The 16,540-nt window shown below is 61.3% G+C and carries 12 protein-coding genes; 2 read left to right on the plus strand and 10 right to left on the minus strand.

Going from position 1 to position 16,540, the window contains the following annotated elements:
• Nucleotides 1-3: 3 nt before the first annotated feature.
• From cyoD to hmpA, 6 genes are all read right to left on the minus strand, one after another.
• Complete coding sequence (gene cyoD, locus PSH81_RS22440) at nucleotides 4-339, minus strand: cytochrome o ubiquinol oxidase subunit IV (protein ID WP_003176003.1); 336 nt, start codon at nucleotides 337-339, stop codon at nucleotides 4-6.
• On the minus strand, nucleotides 339-965 hold the full coding sequence (locus tag PSH81_RS22445; protein ID WP_060754365.1) for a cytochrome o ubiquinol oxidase subunit III: 627 nt from the start codon (nucleotides 963-965) through the stop codon (nucleotides 339-341). The genes cyoD and PSH81_RS22445 overlap by 1 nt, the downstream gene beginning before the upstream one ends.
• A 3-nt stretch (nucleotides 966-968) precedes the next feature.
• Nucleotides 969-2,987: a cytochrome o ubiquinol oxidase subunit I gene (gene cyoB, locus PSH81_RS22450; protein ID WP_192300580.1), complete on the minus strand. Its 2,019-nt coding sequence runs from the start codon at nucleotides 2,985-2,987 to the stop codon at nucleotides 969-971.
• 3 nt (nucleotides 2,988-2,990) lie between these two features.
• Nucleotides 2,991-3,932, minus strand: coding sequence for a ubiquinol oxidase subunit II (gene cyoA, locus PSH81_RS22455; protein ID WP_192300581.1), 942 nt, complete (start codon nucleotides 3,930-3,932; stop codon nucleotides 2,991-2,993).
• Nucleotides 3,933-4,725: 793 nt separating this feature from the next.
• Nucleotides 4,726-5,232: a disulfide bond formation protein B gene (locus PSH81_RS22460; RefSeq protein ID WP_192300582.1), complete on the minus strand. Its 507-nt coding sequence runs from the start codon at nucleotides 5,230-5,232 to the stop codon at nucleotides 4,726-4,728.
• Between the two features lie 151 nt (nucleotides 5,233-5,383).
• Nucleotides 5,384-6,565, minus strand: a complete 1,182-nt coding sequence (gene hmpA, locus PSH81_RS22465; RefSeq protein ID WP_305391505.1) for an NO-inducible flavohemoprotein — start codon at nucleotides 6,563-6,565, stop codon at nucleotides 5,384-5,386.
• A 147-nt stretch (nucleotides 6,566-6,712) separates the two neighbouring features.
• Here hmpA and norR point away from each other — a divergent pair, with 147 nt between their 5' ends.
• Entirely contained in the window at nucleotides 6,713-8,236 is a 1,524-nt protein-coding gene (gene norR, locus PSH81_RS22470) for a nitric oxide reductase transcriptional regulator NorR (protein WP_226457274.1), read from the plus strand.
• 121 nt (nucleotides 8,237-8,357) lie between these two features.
• Here the strand turns inward: norR and PSH81_RS22475 are convergent, their stop codons facing one another.
• The gene (locus PSH81_RS22475) at nucleotides 8,358-9,260 is read right to left on the minus strand and encodes a DMT family transporter (protein WP_226457273.1); all 903 of its coding nucleotides are present in this window, start codon (nucleotides 9,258-9,260) and stop codon (nucleotides 8,358-8,360) included.
• A 139-nt stretch (nucleotides 9,261-9,399) separates the two neighbouring features.
• Here PSH81_RS22475 and PSH81_RS22480 point away from each other — a divergent pair, with 139 nt between their 5' ends.
• A complete protein-coding gene (locus tag PSH81_RS22480; RefSeq protein WP_305391506.1) occupies nucleotides 9,400-10,275 on the plus strand; it encodes a helix-turn-helix domain-containing protein in 876 nt (291 codons plus the stop codon).
• Here the strand turns inward: PSH81_RS22480 and PSH81_RS22485 are convergent.
• The 3 genes from PSH81_RS22485 to PSH81_RS22495 all read right to left on the minus strand — a co-directional run bounded on the left by PSH81_RS22485 (nucleotide 10,272) and on the right by PSH81_RS22495 (nucleotide 16,219).
• Entirely contained in the window at nucleotides 10,272-12,770 is a 2,499-nt protein-coding gene (locus PSH81_RS22485) for a LuxR C-terminal-related transcriptional regulator (RefSeq protein ID WP_305391507.1), read from the minus strand. The two genes, PSH81_RS22480 and PSH81_RS22485, sit on opposite strands and share 4 nt — an antisense overlap.
• A 273-nt stretch (nucleotides 12,771-13,043) precedes the next feature.
• Entirely contained in the window at nucleotides 13,044-14,402 is a 1,359-nt protein-coding gene (locus PSH81_RS22490) for a DUF1329 domain-containing protein (protein ID WP_226457270.1), read from the minus strand.
• A 26-nt stretch (nucleotides 14,403-14,428) separates the two neighbouring features.
• The gene (locus PSH81_RS22495; protein WP_192300589.1) at nucleotides 14,429-16,219 is read right to left on the minus strand and encodes a DUF1302 domain-containing protein; all 1,791 of its coding nucleotides are present in this window, start codon (nucleotides 16,217-16,219) and stop codon (nucleotides 14,429-14,431) included.
• Between the last annotated feature and the right edge of the window lie 321 nt (nucleotides 16,220-16,540).

Genomic DNA, 16,540 nt, shown 5'->3' on the forward strand with positions numbered 1-16,540 from the left:
ACCTCACTTCGCCATCATGTAGGTGTGGATGCTGAACATGATCCACAGCGACAGACCAACCAGCAGAACGATCACCAGGCCTGCGAACACGAACGCAATCACGTTCTCACGCTGGGCCTCGGAACGGTCCAGGTGCAGGAAGTACACCAGGTGAACCAGAACCTGGATTACCGCGAATGCCAACACGATCATCAAGGTGATCGATTTCGGCAGGGTCGGGTACATCACCAGGCCGAACGGGATCAGGGTCAGGATGACCGACAGGATGAAGCCGATAGCGTACGACTTGACGCTGCCGTGGCTTGCATCGTGGCTGTCATGGGAGTGTGCATTAGCCATTACAGAGTCCCCATCAGGTAGACAACGGTGAATACGCAGATCCAGACCACGTCCAGGAAGTGCCAGAACAGGCTCAGGCAGCTCAGGCGAGTCTTGTTGGTGTTGGTCAGGCCGTGTTTATTGACCTGATACATCATCACCGCCATCCACAGCAGGCCGGCGGATACGTGCAGACCGTGGGTGCCTACCAGCGTGAAGAACGCGGACAGGAAGCCGGAACGGTGCGGGCCGTAACCTTCGGAGATCAGCAGGTGGAACTCGTTGATCTCCATGCCGATGAAGCCCAGGCCGAACAGGAAGGTCAGTGCCAACCAGCTCAGTACGCCTTTCTTGTTGCCCTTGTAGAAGGCCAACATGGCGAAGCCGTAGGTGATCGAACTGAACAACAGCAAGGCGGTTTCGCCGAGCACGTAGGGCAGTTCGAAGATGTCGTGGCCCGACGGGCCACCGGCAGTGTTGTTTACCAGTACCGCGTACACCGCGAAGATCGACGCAAACAAGATGCAGTCGGTCATCAGGTAGAGCCAGAAACCGAAAACGGTCATCGGCCCCGAGTCGTGGTGATGGTCATCGTGCCCATGGTCATCGACATGGGCGTGTCCAGCATTGGTCACTAAGTTCGACATGGTTTAAGCCTGTTCCAACGAGGTTTCAACACGGTTGGCCGGGATCTTCTTCTCGGCTACCAGGCGAGCGTGCTGCTCGGCTTCGATGCGTTCGATCTCTTCGACCGGCACCATGTAGCCTTGATCGTCACGGGCTGCGTGAACGATGAAGTAACCGATAGTGCCAACCAGGCTCACGATTGCCAGCCACCAGATGTGCCAGATCATCGCGAAACCGAACACGGTCAACAGCGCACCCATCACCACGCCAGTGGCGGTGTTGCTTGGCATGTGGATCGGTTCATATTTGGCCGGTTTCTGGTACGCAGTACCGTCTTCCTTGGCTTCGGTGAACGCATCAATGGTGTTCGCAGTCGGGATCACAGCGAAGTTGTAGAACGGTGGTGGCGACGAAGTCGACCATTCCAGGGTGTGGCCATTCCATGGGTCGCCGGACTCGCACATGTTCTGCTTGCGATCACGGATACTCACGTACAGCTGGATCAGCTGGCAGGCGATACCCACAGCGATCATCACCGCACCGAACATGGCGACGTACAGGTACGGCACCCACTCAGGGTTGGTAGTGGCGTTCAGACGACGGGTCATGCCCATGAAGCCCAGCGCGTAGAGCGGCATGAACGCGACGAAGAAGCCCGAGATCCAGAACCAGAATGCAGCCTTGCCCCAACCTTCGTGCAGCTTGAAGCCGAACGCTTTCGGGAAGTAGAAGCTGAAGCCAGCGATGTAACCGAATACCGCACCACCGATGATCACGTTATGGAAGTGCGCGATCACGAACAGGCTGTTGTGCAGGACGAAGTCAGCACCCGGGATGGCCAGCAGTACGCCAGTCATGCCGCCGATGGCGAAGGTCACCATGAAGCCCAGGGTCCACAGGACCTGGCTGGTCATGCGCAGACGACCGTGGTAGATGGTGAACAGCCAGTTGAATAGCTTCACCCCCGTCGGGATGGAAATCAGCATCGTCGCCAGGCCGAAGAAGGCGTTGACGCTTGCCCCCGAACCCATGGTGAAGAAGTGGTGCAGCCAAACCATGAAGCCCAGTACAGAGATTGCGCCCGATGCGTAAACCATCGAGTGGTGACCGAACAGGCGCTTGCCGGTAAAGGTCGAGATCACTTCGGAGAAGATACCGAACGCTGGCAGGATCAGGATGTACACCTCAGGGTGACCCCATGCCCAGAACAGGTTCACGTACATCATTGGATTGCCACCAAGTTCATTGGTGAAAATGTGGAAATCCAGGTAACGGTCAAGCGACAGCAGCGCCATGGTGGCGGCCAGGATCGGGAACGAAGCCACGATCAGGACGTTGGCCCAGGTGCAGGTCCAGGTGAAGATCGGCATGTCCATCAGTTTCATGCCAGGGGCGCGCATTTTCAGCACGGTGGCCAGGAAGTTGACCCCCGTCAGCGTCGTCCCGAGTCCTGATAACTGTAGGGCCCAGATGTAGTAGTCCACACCCACGCCAGGGCTGTACTGAATGCCCGACAGCGGCGGATACGCAACCCAACCGGTCTTGGCGAATTCGCCGACGCCCAGGGATACGTTGATCAGCACCACGCCGGAAACCAGCAGCCAGAAGCTCAGGGAGTTCAGGAACGGGTAGGCAACGTCACGCGCGCCGATCTGCAGCGGCACTGCAAGGTTCATCAGGCCGGTGAAGAATGGCATCGCCATGAAGATGATCATGATCACACCGTGGGCGGTGAAGATCTGGTCATAGTGTTCAGGTGGCAGGTAGCCAGGCGAACCCTCGGTGGCCATGGCCAACTGGGTACGCATCATGATGGCGTCGGCAAAACCACGCAGCAGCATGACCATGGCCACGATGATGTACATGACGCCGATTTTCTTGTGGTCAACCGAAGTCAGCCACTCGGTCCACAGGTAGGTCCACTTCTTGAAATAAGTGATTGCCGCGAACAGTGCCAGACCACCCAGCGCGATCATGGCGATGGTAATCATCACAATCGGCTCGTGGAACGGGATCGCATCCCAACTTAATTTACCAAACATCGTTTACTCCTCTGCCCCAGCAGTTGAATGCGAGCCCGTGTCAGAACCTTCAACCGCGGCCACTTCTTTCTTCTCGTGCTTGACCGGCTTGCCTGGCTTCATACCTTCGTACTTGTCGACGATTTTCTGAAACAGGTTCGGCTCGTACGTGGAGTACAGGGCGACTGGGTTGTTCTGGCTTGGTTTGGCCAGGGCGTCGTATTCAGCTTGATCAAGCTGTTTAGGTGCGGCCTTGACTTCGGCTACCCAGGCGTCGAATTCTTCCTGGCTTGTCGAGATCGCTTTGAATTTCATGCCGGTGAAGCCAGCGCCGCTGTAGTTGGCGGAGATGCCTTCCATTTCAGCTTTCTGGTTGGCGATCAGGTGCAGCTTGGTCTGCATGCCTGCCATCGCGTAGATCTGGCCGCCCAGGGCTGGGATGAAGAACGAGTTCATCACGGCGTCGGAGGTGATCTTGAAGTTCAGCGGAGTGTGTTCCGGGAAGCGGATCTGGTTAACAGTGGCGATACCCAGGTCTGGGTAGATGAACAGCCACTTCCAGTCCAGCGCGACGACTTCGATGTTGATCGGCTTGACGTCGGATTCCAGCGGACGGTACGGGTCCAGAGCGTGGGTGGACTTGTAGGTCACATAACCCAGGGCAATGATGATGAGGATCGGGACCAGCCACACCGCGATTTCGATCTTGGTGGAGTGCGACCACTTCGGCGCGTAGGTCGCGCTGGTGTTCGACGCGCGATATTTCCAGGCGAACGCGAAGGTCATGATGATCACAGGGACCACGACCAGCAGCATCAGCAGGGTAGCGGTGATGATCAGGTTTCGTTCATCCAGGCCGACCTGTCCTTTCGGGTCGAGCAAGGTCCACTTGCAGCCTCCCAGCATTAACATCATGCCAAGCAGCGGCAAAAAGCCTAGTAATCGGGGGTACCTGTTTTTACTCATCTCACGACCTCTAAAGCAGCTTGCGCAATGCAGTTGGGTTTTGATCGCCAACACTTCACCCTGCCAAGGGTTGGCATTTCTCTTCGATTGAATAAGAGCCTGCCCATCACGCCATTTAACGGCGCGTTTCGCGGACCTGCGGTGAGTTCTTATTCGATTTCGTGGTTAAAGGCCTTGTTACAGACCAATTCCATTTGGTGCGGATAGTTGAAAGGCTGCCGGAACCTTGGGGTCGCACAGAGCCATCCATCTGCCCCTCGACCGCTCCAGTGCTCAAATATTGAACAGCACCGGACATTCAGTGCGGGCGATTGTAGTTAGCTAGCGATGTATAAACCATGTCTTATAAAGAAATAATTTTTATCGATTACAGCAACAATCCTTCACCAAAACCGCAAAGGTTCGCGATCTTATCGTGTTCGATTCTCAACAAAAACCACAAAAATTGCCGTGTTATTGCACAAAGCGTCACAGCCCTTACCCAGTGTAAGGGCACGCTAAACGTACCCAACCCCCCAGAAAACAAGGCATTCGGACATCACTCAAAGGCACGGGCGGCGTGAGCTGCGCCGCCTCGTCCAAACCACGAACTGACAGCACAATTTGCGCGTTTTAGGCAAATTTAACGAGGCAATGAGCGAGTCGGAAACGTCCTGCGGCAGCTTCCGTGTGACAACATGTCGCACGCTGCGCGCACCCGGAATTGTCCCGCGTCACGCTCTGTTCACAAAACCCTACAAACAAAAACGCCCCGGACTTCCCTCAAGGAGGACCGGGGCGTTTCAGTCAACACTCAGGTGCGGCGTTGGCGGTTACGGTAAATACCCAGCGGCACCAGGATCACCGTCAGCACGAACGCCACCAGCGCCCATTGCGCCAGGGACAGGCCCAGTATCGGCGGATACGGCGTGCTGCAGAAACCGTCGACCTGGAAGCCCAGGGGGAACACCTTGGCCAGGGGCAGGTCGTCGACGATCGGTTGCAGCACATCGATGCCGCAACTGACCTGGGGGAAGAACTGGGTGTACACATGATGGCCGGCTGCTGCCACGCCGCCGAGGGCGCTGAGCACCACCAGGCCTTCGAACAGCGTCACCGCGCCTTTGCGGCGCATGGCCGCGCCAAGGAAGGCGAAGACCGCAATCAGCAGCAGCGCATAGCGTTGCAGGATGCACAGCGGGCACGGCGCCTCGCCCAGCACGACCTGCATATAAAGTGCACCACCGATCAGCGCCAGGCAGATGATGCCCAGCAACACCAGAAAGCGCCGCTCCCTGCCTAAACGCAATTCGTCACTCATCTCTGTTTCCCTTTGTCTGGTCATGCCAATGGCCGCAAGTTTACACACAGAGAGAGGTTTAAACAGAAAGGGGTTAACAGGAGATTAATCAGTCGCAATAGCGACCCCATGTGGGAGCAGGCTTGCCCGCTCCCACAATTCGGACAGTGTGTTACTCCAATGCCGCAGCCGGACCGAAGAACTCATACCTGCTTTGTTTCTCTGGAACCCCCAACGCCTTGAGGTGACGCTTGACCGCCGCCATGAAGCCCTTGGGCCCGAGGAAATACGCATCCACATCACGCTGCTCGGGCAACCACGCCGCCAGTTGCGCCTGGCTCAACAAGCCCACCTTGTCTGCCGCCGGGCTCACCCCGTCATCCTCGGCGTAGCAATAGAAGCGCTTGAGTTGCGGGTGCTTGGCCGCCAGGGCATCCACCCAATCGCGGAACGCATGCACCCCGCCATTGCGCGCGCAGTGGATAAAGTGCACCGGGCGCTCGGTCGCCAGCGCGGCTTCGAGCATTGGCAGGGTCGGTGTGATACCCACCCCGCCGCTGATCAGCACCAGCGGTTTATCACTGGCCGCCAAGGTGAACTCGCCCGCCGGCGGGAACAGGTCGATGGTCGCGCCAACCTGCAGTTGATCATGCAGGTAGTTGGACACCCGCCCACCGGCTTCGCGCTTGACGCTGATGCGGTACTGGCCGGCATCGCTCAGGGCCGACAGAGAATAGTTGCGGCGCACTTCTTCGCCGTCCAGCACCAGCTTCATGCCGATGTACTGGCCGGGCGCAGCCGCGAGGATCGGGCCGTTATCCACAGGTGCAAAGTAGAAGGACGTGATCTCGGCGCTTTCTTCCACACGCTTGACCAGCGTGAACGCCCGCGCACCGCGCCAACCACCGGGGGCCTGGGCTTTTTCAGCGTAGATGGCGCTTTCGGCACCGATCAGAATATCCGCCAGTTGGCCGTAGGCCGCGCCCCAGGCATTCATCACTTCAGGGGTAGCGATCTCGCTGCCCAGCACTTCGGAAATCGCCCGCAGCAGGCAGGCCCCCACGATCGGGTAATGCTCCGGCAGGATCTGCAAGGCCACGTGCTTGTTGATGATCTTCGCCACCAGGTCACCCAGCTGGTCCAACTGGTCAATGTGTCGCGCATACATCAGCACGCCGTTGGCCAGGGCGCGCGGCTGGTCGCCACTGGCTTGGTGAGCCTGGTTGAACAGCGGGCGCACCTCAGGGTACTCGGAGAGCATCATGCGGTAGAAATGGGTGATCAGCGCTTCGCCACCGCTTTCCAGCAGGGGCACAGTGGATTTGACGATGGCACGGTCTTGGGCACTAAGCATGGCAGACTCCTGGGTCTTTTTACTGATTGCCTTTACCTACTCAGTATTCGTGCCAACTTATAAATCCTTATATTTCAATGAGTTGAATAATATGTAGTCAGTATGACTTCCTACACTTTATAGTCATAAGGACTACAAGGAGTCATTATGACTGCACAATCGCTGCTCACCACCCTGCTGCCCCTGGTCGCCGACCTGTCCCGTGAACTGCCCGAAGGCGAGCGCTACCGCCGCCTGTTGCAAGCCATGCGTGCCCTGCTGCCGTGTGATGCCGCCGCGTTGTTGCGCCTGGACGGTGAATGGCTGGTACCACTGGCGGTGGATGGCTTGAGCCCCGATACCCTCGGGCGGCGCTTCAAGGTCAGTGAACACCCGCGCTTCGCCGTATTGCTCGCCAGCCCCGGCCCGACGCGCTTTGACAGCGACAGCGAATTGCCCGACCCCTACGACGGTCTCGTCGCTGGCATACACGGGCAGCTGGAAGTCCACGACTGCATGGGCTGCCCGCTGTTTGTCGACGACAGGCCATGGGGCCTGCTGACCCTGGACGCCCTCGACACCGAGCGTTTCGAACGGGTCGAACTCGACGCCCTGCAAGCCTTCGCCAGCCTCGCGGCCGCGACCGTCAACGTCGCCGAACGTATCGAACGCCTGACCCTGCGCGCCGAAATCTATCGCGAGGCCAGCGGCCAGCAGCACAAGGAAATGATCGGCCAGAGCAAACCCCACAAACGCCTGGTGGAAGAGATCAAGCTGGTGGGCGGCAGCGACCTCACCGTTCTGATCACCGGCGAAACCGGGGTGGGCAAGGAGTTGGTGGCCCAGGCGATCCATGCTGCGTCAGCCCGTGCCGACAAACCGCTGATCAGCCTCAACTGCGCCGCTCTGCCGGAAACCCTGGTGGAAAGCGAGCTGTTCGGCCATGTGCGCGGCGCCTTTACCGGCGCGCTGAATGAGCGACGCGGCAAGTTCGAACTGGCCAACGGCGGCACGCTGTTCCTTGATGAAGTCGGCGAACTGTCCCTGAGCGTGCAGGCCAAACTGCTGCGCGTGCTGCAAAGCGGCCAGTTGCAGCGACTGGGCTCGGACAAGGAACATCAGGTCGACGTGCGCCTGATCGCCGCCACCAACCGCGACCTCGCCGAAGAGGTGCGCAACGGCCGCTACCGCGCCGACTTCTACCACCGCCTCAGCGTGTACCCGCTGCAAGTCCCGGCCCTGCGCGAGCGCGGGCGCGATGTGTTGCTGCTGGCGGGTTTCTTCCTGGAGCAGAACCGCTCGCGCATGGGCCTGGGCAGCCTGCGCCTGAGCAGCGATGCCCAGGCGGCGCTGCTGGCCTATAACTGGCCGGGCAATGTGCGAGAGCTGGAACACTTGATCGGCCGCAGCGCGCTCAAAGCCCTGGGCAACTGCCGCGAGCGGCCGAAGATTCTCAGCCTGAGCGCCCAGGACCTGGACTTGCCTGACGTCAGCGCGCCGGCCATCGAAGCCCCAGACGACGTGATCCCCGTGGTCACGGGCGACCTGCGCCAGGCCACCGAGCACTTTCAACGCCAGATCATCAGCGCCTGCCTGGAGCGTCACCAGCACAACTGGGCCAGTGCGGCCCGTGAGCTGGGGTTGGACCGCGCCAACCTGGGGCGCATGGCCAAGCGCCTCGGTCTCAAATAACCCGGTCAACTCGGTCAAATGTGGGAGCGGGCTTGCTCGCGAAGGCGCAGTGTCAGTCGCTAAATCCGTTGACTGACCCACCGCCTTCGCGAGCAAGCCCGCTCCCACACAAGCCCCCACATTAGATTTGCTGCGCCTTGAGGATGGGGGTAACGGGCTTGGGTTTTCTGAACACCAACACATTCCCCAACATCACCAGCACCAACCCCACCAGCGCCGCCCCGGTCCATTGATAGCCCTCGGCAAACGCCGACACATTCAACGCCACCACCGGGAACAGCACCGTGCAGTACGCCGCCCGCTCCGGCCCCATGCGTCCGACCAGGGTCAGGTACGCGGTAAACCCGATCACCGAACCTGGGATCACCAGGTACCACAATGCGCCGATATACCGCGCGCTCCAGTCCATCTCGAACGGAATCCCGCGCACCGCGCAATAGGTCGCCAACATCGCCGAACCATAGGCCATGCCCCAGGCATTGGTGGTCAGCGGCTTGAGCCCGGCTTTCTGTTGCAGGCTCGACAGCATGTTACCCGCCGAGAAACACATCGTCCCGAGCAGCGCCAAGCCCAGGCCAAGCAGGGTCTGCGGGCTGGCGGTGTGCCCGACCAGCTCCGGCCAGAACAGAAAGCCCAACCCCAGCAGACCCAGGCCGCCGCCCATCAACACATTGCGCGCCACGCGCTGGCCGAAAAACACCCGGGCGTTCAGCGCGTTCCACAAGGTCGCCGTGGAAAACACCACGGCCACCAGGCCGCTGGGAATCCACTGGCTAGCCGTCAGGAAGCACATGAAGTTCACGCAGAAAAGGCACAAGCCCTGGGCCAGGCAGATCAGATGCCCGCGCCGGTTCATCACCTGCAACCGGCGGCTGAGCAGCAACAACGCAAACAGCACCAGCGCCGCGAGACCGAAGCGATAGACGATGGACACCGGGATCGCCACCACGCCCAGTTGCCATTTAAGGGCGATCCAGGTGGTGCCCCAGATCAGCACGGTGAGTAAGTACAGGAAAAGGTTCATGACAGGCTCCATCGATTGAGCCCCAGTGTCGCCCCCGCCCCGAGCAAACCGCTTGCAGATTCTTGCGCTTTTGTCGGGCGGTGGGATCACAGCGTCATCAGCGCAGAGTAGGATGCAAGGCGTCCACAGAGTGCTCGCCATGCCTGATCTGCAATCCCTGCAAGTCTTCCAAGCCCTTAACCGCTCGCCCAACGCACGCCTCGAAGCCTGCGCCGAGCTCGGTGACGGCTTGTCTGCGGCCTTGTGGAGCAACCATCACGATTCCCAGGATTATCAGGCGCCGAGCCATCACACCTTGTCCTGCTACGTCGGCGGCGGCACCGGCACGTTTCGCCGCGACCAGCCGGGCACCAAGGGCGGGCCCGACAAGCTGTGCATCCTGCCGGCCGAGCATCAGTCGGCCTGGGTGATCAACGGCGAGATCCGCCTGGCCCACGTGTATTTCAGCCCGGAGCAATTTGCCCTGGGCTGCGTCACCCTGCTCGACCGCGAACCGCGCGCGTTGCAACTGCGCGAAAGCACCTTCCTGGAAGATGCCAGCCAGGCCCGGCGCTTCCACCAGTTGATCGCCCTCAACTGGCACGAACCGGCCGAACGCCTGCTGACCAGCAGCCTGGCCCACGAAATGCTCAGCCACACCCTGCTCAGCCAGGTCGGCGCACGCGATGGGTTGCGCTTGAAAGGCGGGCTGGCGGCGTACCAGCGCAGGCGGTTGATGGACTACATCGATCAGCACCTGGAAGACCCCATCAGCCTCGGGCAACTCGCCGGGCTGTGCGCGCTGTCGGAATACCACTTCGCGCGGATGTTCCGCCAAAGCTTCGGCCTGCCGCCGCACCAATACCTGCTGGCGCGGCGCTTGACCCGCGCCCAGGCACTGCTGCGCAGCAGCGCCCTGCCCCTGGGTGAGATCGCCCTGATGTGCGGTTTTTCCAGCGCCAGCCACTTCACCCATCGCTTCCGCCAGGCCATGGGCGCCACGCCCGGCGAATACCGCCAGGCGTTCAGCGCCTAGACCATCAGGCCCAACGTCTTCGCCTTGGCCACCGCTTGCGTGCGCCGCTCCACGCCAAGCTTGCTGTGGATGCGCCGTGCATGGGTCTTGACCGTGTGCAGGGAGATAAACAAACGGTCGGCGATTTCCAGGTTGGAGCTGCCCAGGGCGATCAATTGCAGCACTTCCAGTTCGCGCTGGCTCAGGGGATTGTCCGCCGCACCGGCGGGCGACACCTGCGCTTCAAGCCCCACCTCACTCAACAACCCGGGCGAGCGCAAACGCAGCTCACGAATGGCCTGCTGCACCTGGCAACGTGCGGCCAGCTCCAACCCGGCCTGCAACGACCGTCGCGCCAGGGTCGAGTCGCCGAGTTGCCAGGCCACCTCGCCGAGCACCAGGTGCAGTTCGGTTTCCAGGCACAACATGCCGCGCTGCTGGATAGTCGCCAGCAAGGCGCGCAAGCGCTCCAACGGTTGCTCGGCACGACCCAGTTTCACTTCGGCCAGCACCAGCAGGTATTCCAGACGCGGTATCAACTCCAACGTCGCCGGCGGTGCCTGCTTGGCCTGTGGCCCGCGGAAGTGACGCAGCACCCGCCGCACCGCTTCCAGCGTCAACTCGGCACGGCCCTGTTGCAACCAGAAGTGCCCACTGACCAACAGCAACACCGCGCGATACACCGAATCCGGCACCTGACGCTGCTGCATCAGCCGCTCGGCCTCGCGCAGTTGCACAAAGGCCTGGGCGTAATCGCCATGGTTGGCCGCCAGCAACGCCAGGCCGAGAAAGCCATAGAGCACGCGCTTGTCCTGGCTGTGCAGGCACATCTTCAAGCCGGCATCGAAACACTCGGCGGCCAGCGCATCCTGGCCTTGACGCAAGGCCAGGTGCCCACGGCGCAAGGCGATGCGCCCGACCAGCGGCCCGGCCTTGAGACGCTGCTTGAGCAACATCGCCTGGACATTTTCCAACAGGCTCTGCGCCCGGTACGGCGCGCCGCGCTGTTCCAGCAATTGAGCGTGGTCCAACTCCAGCAACGCCTCCAACACCAATGACCCGTGGGCACGGGCCAGGCACAACGCTTCGCGGCTCAAGGCTTGCGCCACTTCCAGTTCGCCGCGCAGCAAGGCTTGCTGGGTCAACCCCGACAAGCACATCAGGCGCGAGGTCCAAGCGCTGTCGGGCAAAGCTTGCAGCGCTTCAAGAAAATGTTCGCGGGAACGCTCGGCATCGCCACGCAAATGCAGCAACCAGCCCCATTGCGCCTGCCAGCGCGCCAGCAGATAGCACTGTTGCGCCGCGCTGGGTTGCGGCGCGAAACGCGCCAGTTGATCGATGCACAACGCCGCCTGTTCGAAGCGCCCGGCGAACAACAAGGCCGCCGTGACCAACCCCACCAGTTGCGCCGAACCGAGCATCAGCTCATCGCCATGCTGCTCGTGCAGGCGCAACAGCAGCACGGCGTTTTGCTGGCGGAACAGGTCCTCGAAACTGAAGTGCTGCAACAGGCTGACCGCGATCTCATATTCCTCCGCCAGCAACGCCTGCTCGAACGCCGCCTGCCAATCCCCCTCGGCGGTGAACCATTGGCAGGCACGCCGATGCCAGGAGCGCTTGGCCGGCCAGGGCTCGTCGCGCAGCAGTTGTGCGAGCGGCGGGAACACCTGCAGCCAGTCGGCGGCGTCTTCCCACGGCTGGATAAAGGCGCCGAGGGCCTGCAAGTCGCGCAGGTACTGATCACCGTCGCCGGCGCCGAACAGGTGCTCGCACAAGCCGGGGTTGAAACGCGGCAGATGGGCAAGCACGCGCCAGGCCTCGGCCAGTTCCGCCGGCAAGCTGCTGAACAGTTCGTGTTGCAGGTAGTCGAGCAGGGTTTTGTCCGGGTGCCCGTCGCCGAGCAGGGCGATCCGCACGCCCGCGCACCAGCCGCCGCTGAACTGCAGGATGCGGTCGACCTCGTGCCCCGGCGCCAGCGCCTGGATGTCTGCAGCGCTGAAGGCCAGTTCGCTGCCGCTGCATTCCAGCAGTTCGTCATCAAGCAACAGGCGCGGCCAGTTGCAGATGGGCCGGCGGCGAGCGCCCAGCCACCAGGTCAACGCCGGGCTGGCGGCGCTGAGCAGGCGGTCGAGCAGTGCGTCCAGTGCGGGCGCAGGCTGGCGGCAGAAATCGTCGAGAAACAGCCAAGCCGGGGCCTGCCAGCGACCAAGGTCGAGCAGCAAGGTGGCTTCATCGGTAAACGGCAGGCCCAGGTTCAGGGCCAGGCGCTGGCACAACTCCAGCGGGCTGAGGGTGGCGCCATTGAGCGGCAGCCAATACACCTGGCAAGCGGCCGGTGCCTGCAACGCGCACTCGGCGAGCAAGGCGCTCTTGCCACTGCCACCGGGGGCGCAGAGCAACCTGACCCGTGCCTGCGCCGCCAGCAAAGGCTCGGCCAGGCGCGGGCGCAGCAGATGGTGGGCGGACAGCCGGGGCATGAATCCAGGACGGTCCAGGCAGCGTGTCATGGCGGTCATTGCTGCATCCTGCTTTTTTATTGTTATGCAACCTGATGCGTACCCTAGTCCTGTGGTTGGTGGTTGTTGAAGAAAGATTCAGCGGCGTGATTGGCGGCCATAAAACCCAAGGTGTACACAAACGAATGTGGTAGCAGGGCTTGTGTGGGAGCGGGCTTGCTCGCGAAGGCGGTGGATCAGTCGAAGCATCTTTGACTGACACACTGCATTCGCGAGCAAGCCCGCTCCCACACAAGCCCGCTCCCACAGTTGGATTGCATTTCACCTCTGAAATCAGCGTACGCCTTCGGCTCGCAGCGCAGCCGGGGTGTAGTCCGCGGCCTTGGCGTTGAAGCCGAACACGAAGCTGCTCTTCTCCTCGTTCTTCATGCCCAGGGCGATGTAGCGCCCGGCGATGATGTCGTACAGGGTTTCCACGGTGTAGGCCGGGGTCTGGTGGTTGTAGTAGAACTGCGCATGCCCTTCGGCGACCCGCCACAGTTGGCCACGACCGTCATAGTGATCCACCAGCGCCACCTGCCAGCTGTCTTCGTCGATGTACATGTGGCGCTTGGCGTAGATGTGCCGCTCGCTGGGCTTGACCGTGCCGACCACTTCCCACACCCGGTGCAGTTCGTAGCGGGTCAGGTCCTGGTTGATGTGGCCGGCCTTGATGATGTCATCGTACTTGAGTGTCGGCTGGTCCAGCTTGTAGCTGTTATAGGGGATGTACATCTCCTTCTTGCCCACCAGTTTCCAGTCGTAGCGGTCGGGTGCACCGGAGAACATGTCGAAGTTGTCGGAGGTGCGCAGGCCGTCGGACGCGGTGCCCGGCCCGTCATACGCCACTTGCGGGGCGCGGCGTACGCGGCGTTGGCCGGCGTTGTAGATCCACGCCAGGCGCGGCTCTTTCACCTGGTCGAGGGTTTCGTGCACCAGCAGCACGTTGCCCGCCAGGCGTGCCGGCGCGGTCACCGACTGCTTGAAGAAGGTCAGCACGTTGGCGGCCTTGGCCGGGTCCATGTCGGGGATCAGTTGCGGCACCGCCACCTCTTCTTCGAAGCGGATCGGCGTGTAGCTGCCATTGGTCTGCGGTGTGGCCTGGGTGATGATGCGGCGCAGGTTGCCACCGTGGTAGCGGGTGATGTGGTTCCACAGCACTTCCACGCCGTTCTTGGGGATCGGGAACGCGTAGTAGCGGTTGCCGGTGAAGTTCTCCAGGCCGTTGCCGTCGTTGATTGGCTTGACGTTGAGCGCGCTGCGCTTGATCGACTCGTAGATCTCCGGCGGCAGGTTGACCGTGCGGTGGCTCGGGTACACCGGGATCTTGTAGGTCTCGGGGTAGCGCTTGAACATCGCCACCTGGCCTTCGGAGAGTTTGTCCTTGTACTTGTCGACGGTGGCGGCGGTGATCACGAACAGCGGTTTTTCACTGGCGAACGGGTCGGCGAGGAAGCCTTTGCTGTCCACCGCGCCGGCGTTTTTCGGGATGCCGCCGGTCCAGGCCGGGATCGAGCCGTCGGCGTTGCCGGCTTTTTCGGCGCCGATCGGGGTCAGGCTGGTGCCGAGTTTGTCGGCTTCCTGCGGCGATACGGCAGCCATGACATTGGCAGCCAGCAAACTCAGAGCCAATACAGCAAGTGTCTTACGCATGGATTCTTGTCCTTCTTTAAGCCAGATCAGAAGTTCACGCCAAAGCTGAGGGCGAGGAAGTCACGGTCGGTGAGGGTGTTGTAGTCGCCACCAAAAAAGTCGGTGTAGCTCAGGCTGGCGGTGTAGGTGCTGCGGTAGTCCGCATCCACGCCGACGCTGATGGCCTTGGCGCCTTTGTTGAACAGGCCGTTGGGGCCGTAGCCGGCGACATCGTGGGACCACGACAGGTTGGGCTTGAGGTTCACCCCGAACAGCGCGTTGTTGTAGTCAAGGATCGCCCGGGCGCGGTAGCCCCAGGAATTGGCCGTGACAAAACCGTCGGTGTCGCCCTGGAAACCGTAGGCGCCGTAGACCGAGTCACGGCCGTAACGCAGCTTGGATTTGTCTTCCAGCCCGGCGACGTGCACGAAGGCCGCCTCGCCCACCAGGGTCAGGCGTTCGGCGCCCAGCACCTGGTCGAAGAACTGGGTCATGGTGCTTTGGATCTGGGTGATTTCCTTGCGGCGGTAGCCTTTGTTGTCGTCGCCGAAGTTGCTGCGGATCGGTGAGGCCGCCTGGCCGGCCACCGGGTTGATCAGGGCCAGGGTCAGGTCGGTGGTGTTGAGTTGCACCGGGGCATTCGGGCGGTAGCTGATTTCGCCGGTCCACGCCGTGCCGGTCGGCAAGGTGGTGGAGAAACTGGCGCCGAACAGACGAATGTCCTCGGGGTAGTCGAGGTAGTACTGACCACGGCCGAGCATCAGGCTCTGGACCAGGCCCGAGCCAGTGCCGGGCGCGATACCGTTGGCGGCGCCAGCGATGGCGCCGAGCCGGGCCAGCGTGGTGTTGTTGGTGATGGTGCCGACGGTCGGGGTACGGCTGTGATAGTTCATGAAATACAGCCCGTACTCGGTGTCATCCCCCAGCCAGCGCAGGGCCGCACCGAACTGGCCGCCGTCACGCGCATCGCGGTCCCGAGCGCGCTGCACAATCACGCCCTCGCGCGTCACTTCAAAACCCTGCCCGAAGGCTGCGGCCACTGGCTGCAACGGCGCAATCGCCGGGTTGCCCACGGTGTAGTTGCCATTACAGCCATGGGCCGCAACGTCGCCACCAAAAAACGTACCGCAGTTATCCAGCACGGTGTTCTGCCAGTTCAACTGGTAGAAGCCTTCCACCGTCAGCTGGTTGGTCAAGCTCTGGGAAGCGAACAGCATGTTCACCGGGATCAGCCCTTCCTTGATCTCCGCGCCAGGGCGACGGAAGGCGGAAACGTCGATGGGGTTGATGCTGTTGATGGAGTTGCCGATGAAGGTGCTTTCGCCCCAGCTGACCACCTGCTTGCCCAGGCGCACGTTGCCCGGCTGATCGCCAATCGAATAGTTGTGATAGACGAAGGCATCGAGCAACTCGTAGCCGGACGAGCGCGCGCCTTCGTCGCGATGGTGGTTGCTGATCTGTTTGAATTCGCGGTCTTCGTCCTGCAACTCGAAGTCGTACCAGTACTTGCCGCGCACAAACATGCCGCTGTCACCGTACTTGAGTTCCAGGTCGTGCAGGCCCTTGAAGATCTTGGAGAAGGTTTCGCCCTTCTTGAAGTTCAGCCGTCCGTCATCCCCGGTAGACGCCTGCCCGGTGCCGCCATTGACGGTGCCGACCAGTTTCTTATCGGCATCGCGCATGCCCCAGCTCGCGCCGACCGACAGCGAGGAGTCGAATTGCCCTTCGATCTCGCCAATGTTGAACGAAACAGCCTGCGCCTGCGCACAGCAACCCAGTGCAACCGCAGCGGCCAGCGCCTGTGGCGTGAAGATGGCGCGCATTGTTGTTTTTGTCATGCGTCTTCCCCGGTGAGTGACAGAAGGCCCCACCCTACTGCCGCGCAACAGGAGCGATAAGCGCACCAAGGAGGGATTCGTGTTGTCGCTCGAAAGGATTAGCGGCCGCCCAGGCAGCGGGTTTGGAGGCAGGTATGGATCGAATGGATGGCGGCTTATCAGGCCAATGGATAGCACCCCGGCAACTGTTGCGGTATCGGTAACAGTCCTTGTCCTGAAGCGCTATTACTCATTCTGTTACAACCGACTATTCTTACCGGGCTTGCAGGGCAAAACGCCCGCTTCCGCTACCGGGAGAAAAGCCAGATTCAATGGGATTGA

Source organism: Pseudomonas sp. FP2335, assembly GCF_030687535.1.
GTDB lineage: Bacteria > Pseudomonadota > Gammaproteobacteria > Pseudomonadales > Pseudomonadaceae > Aquipseudomonas.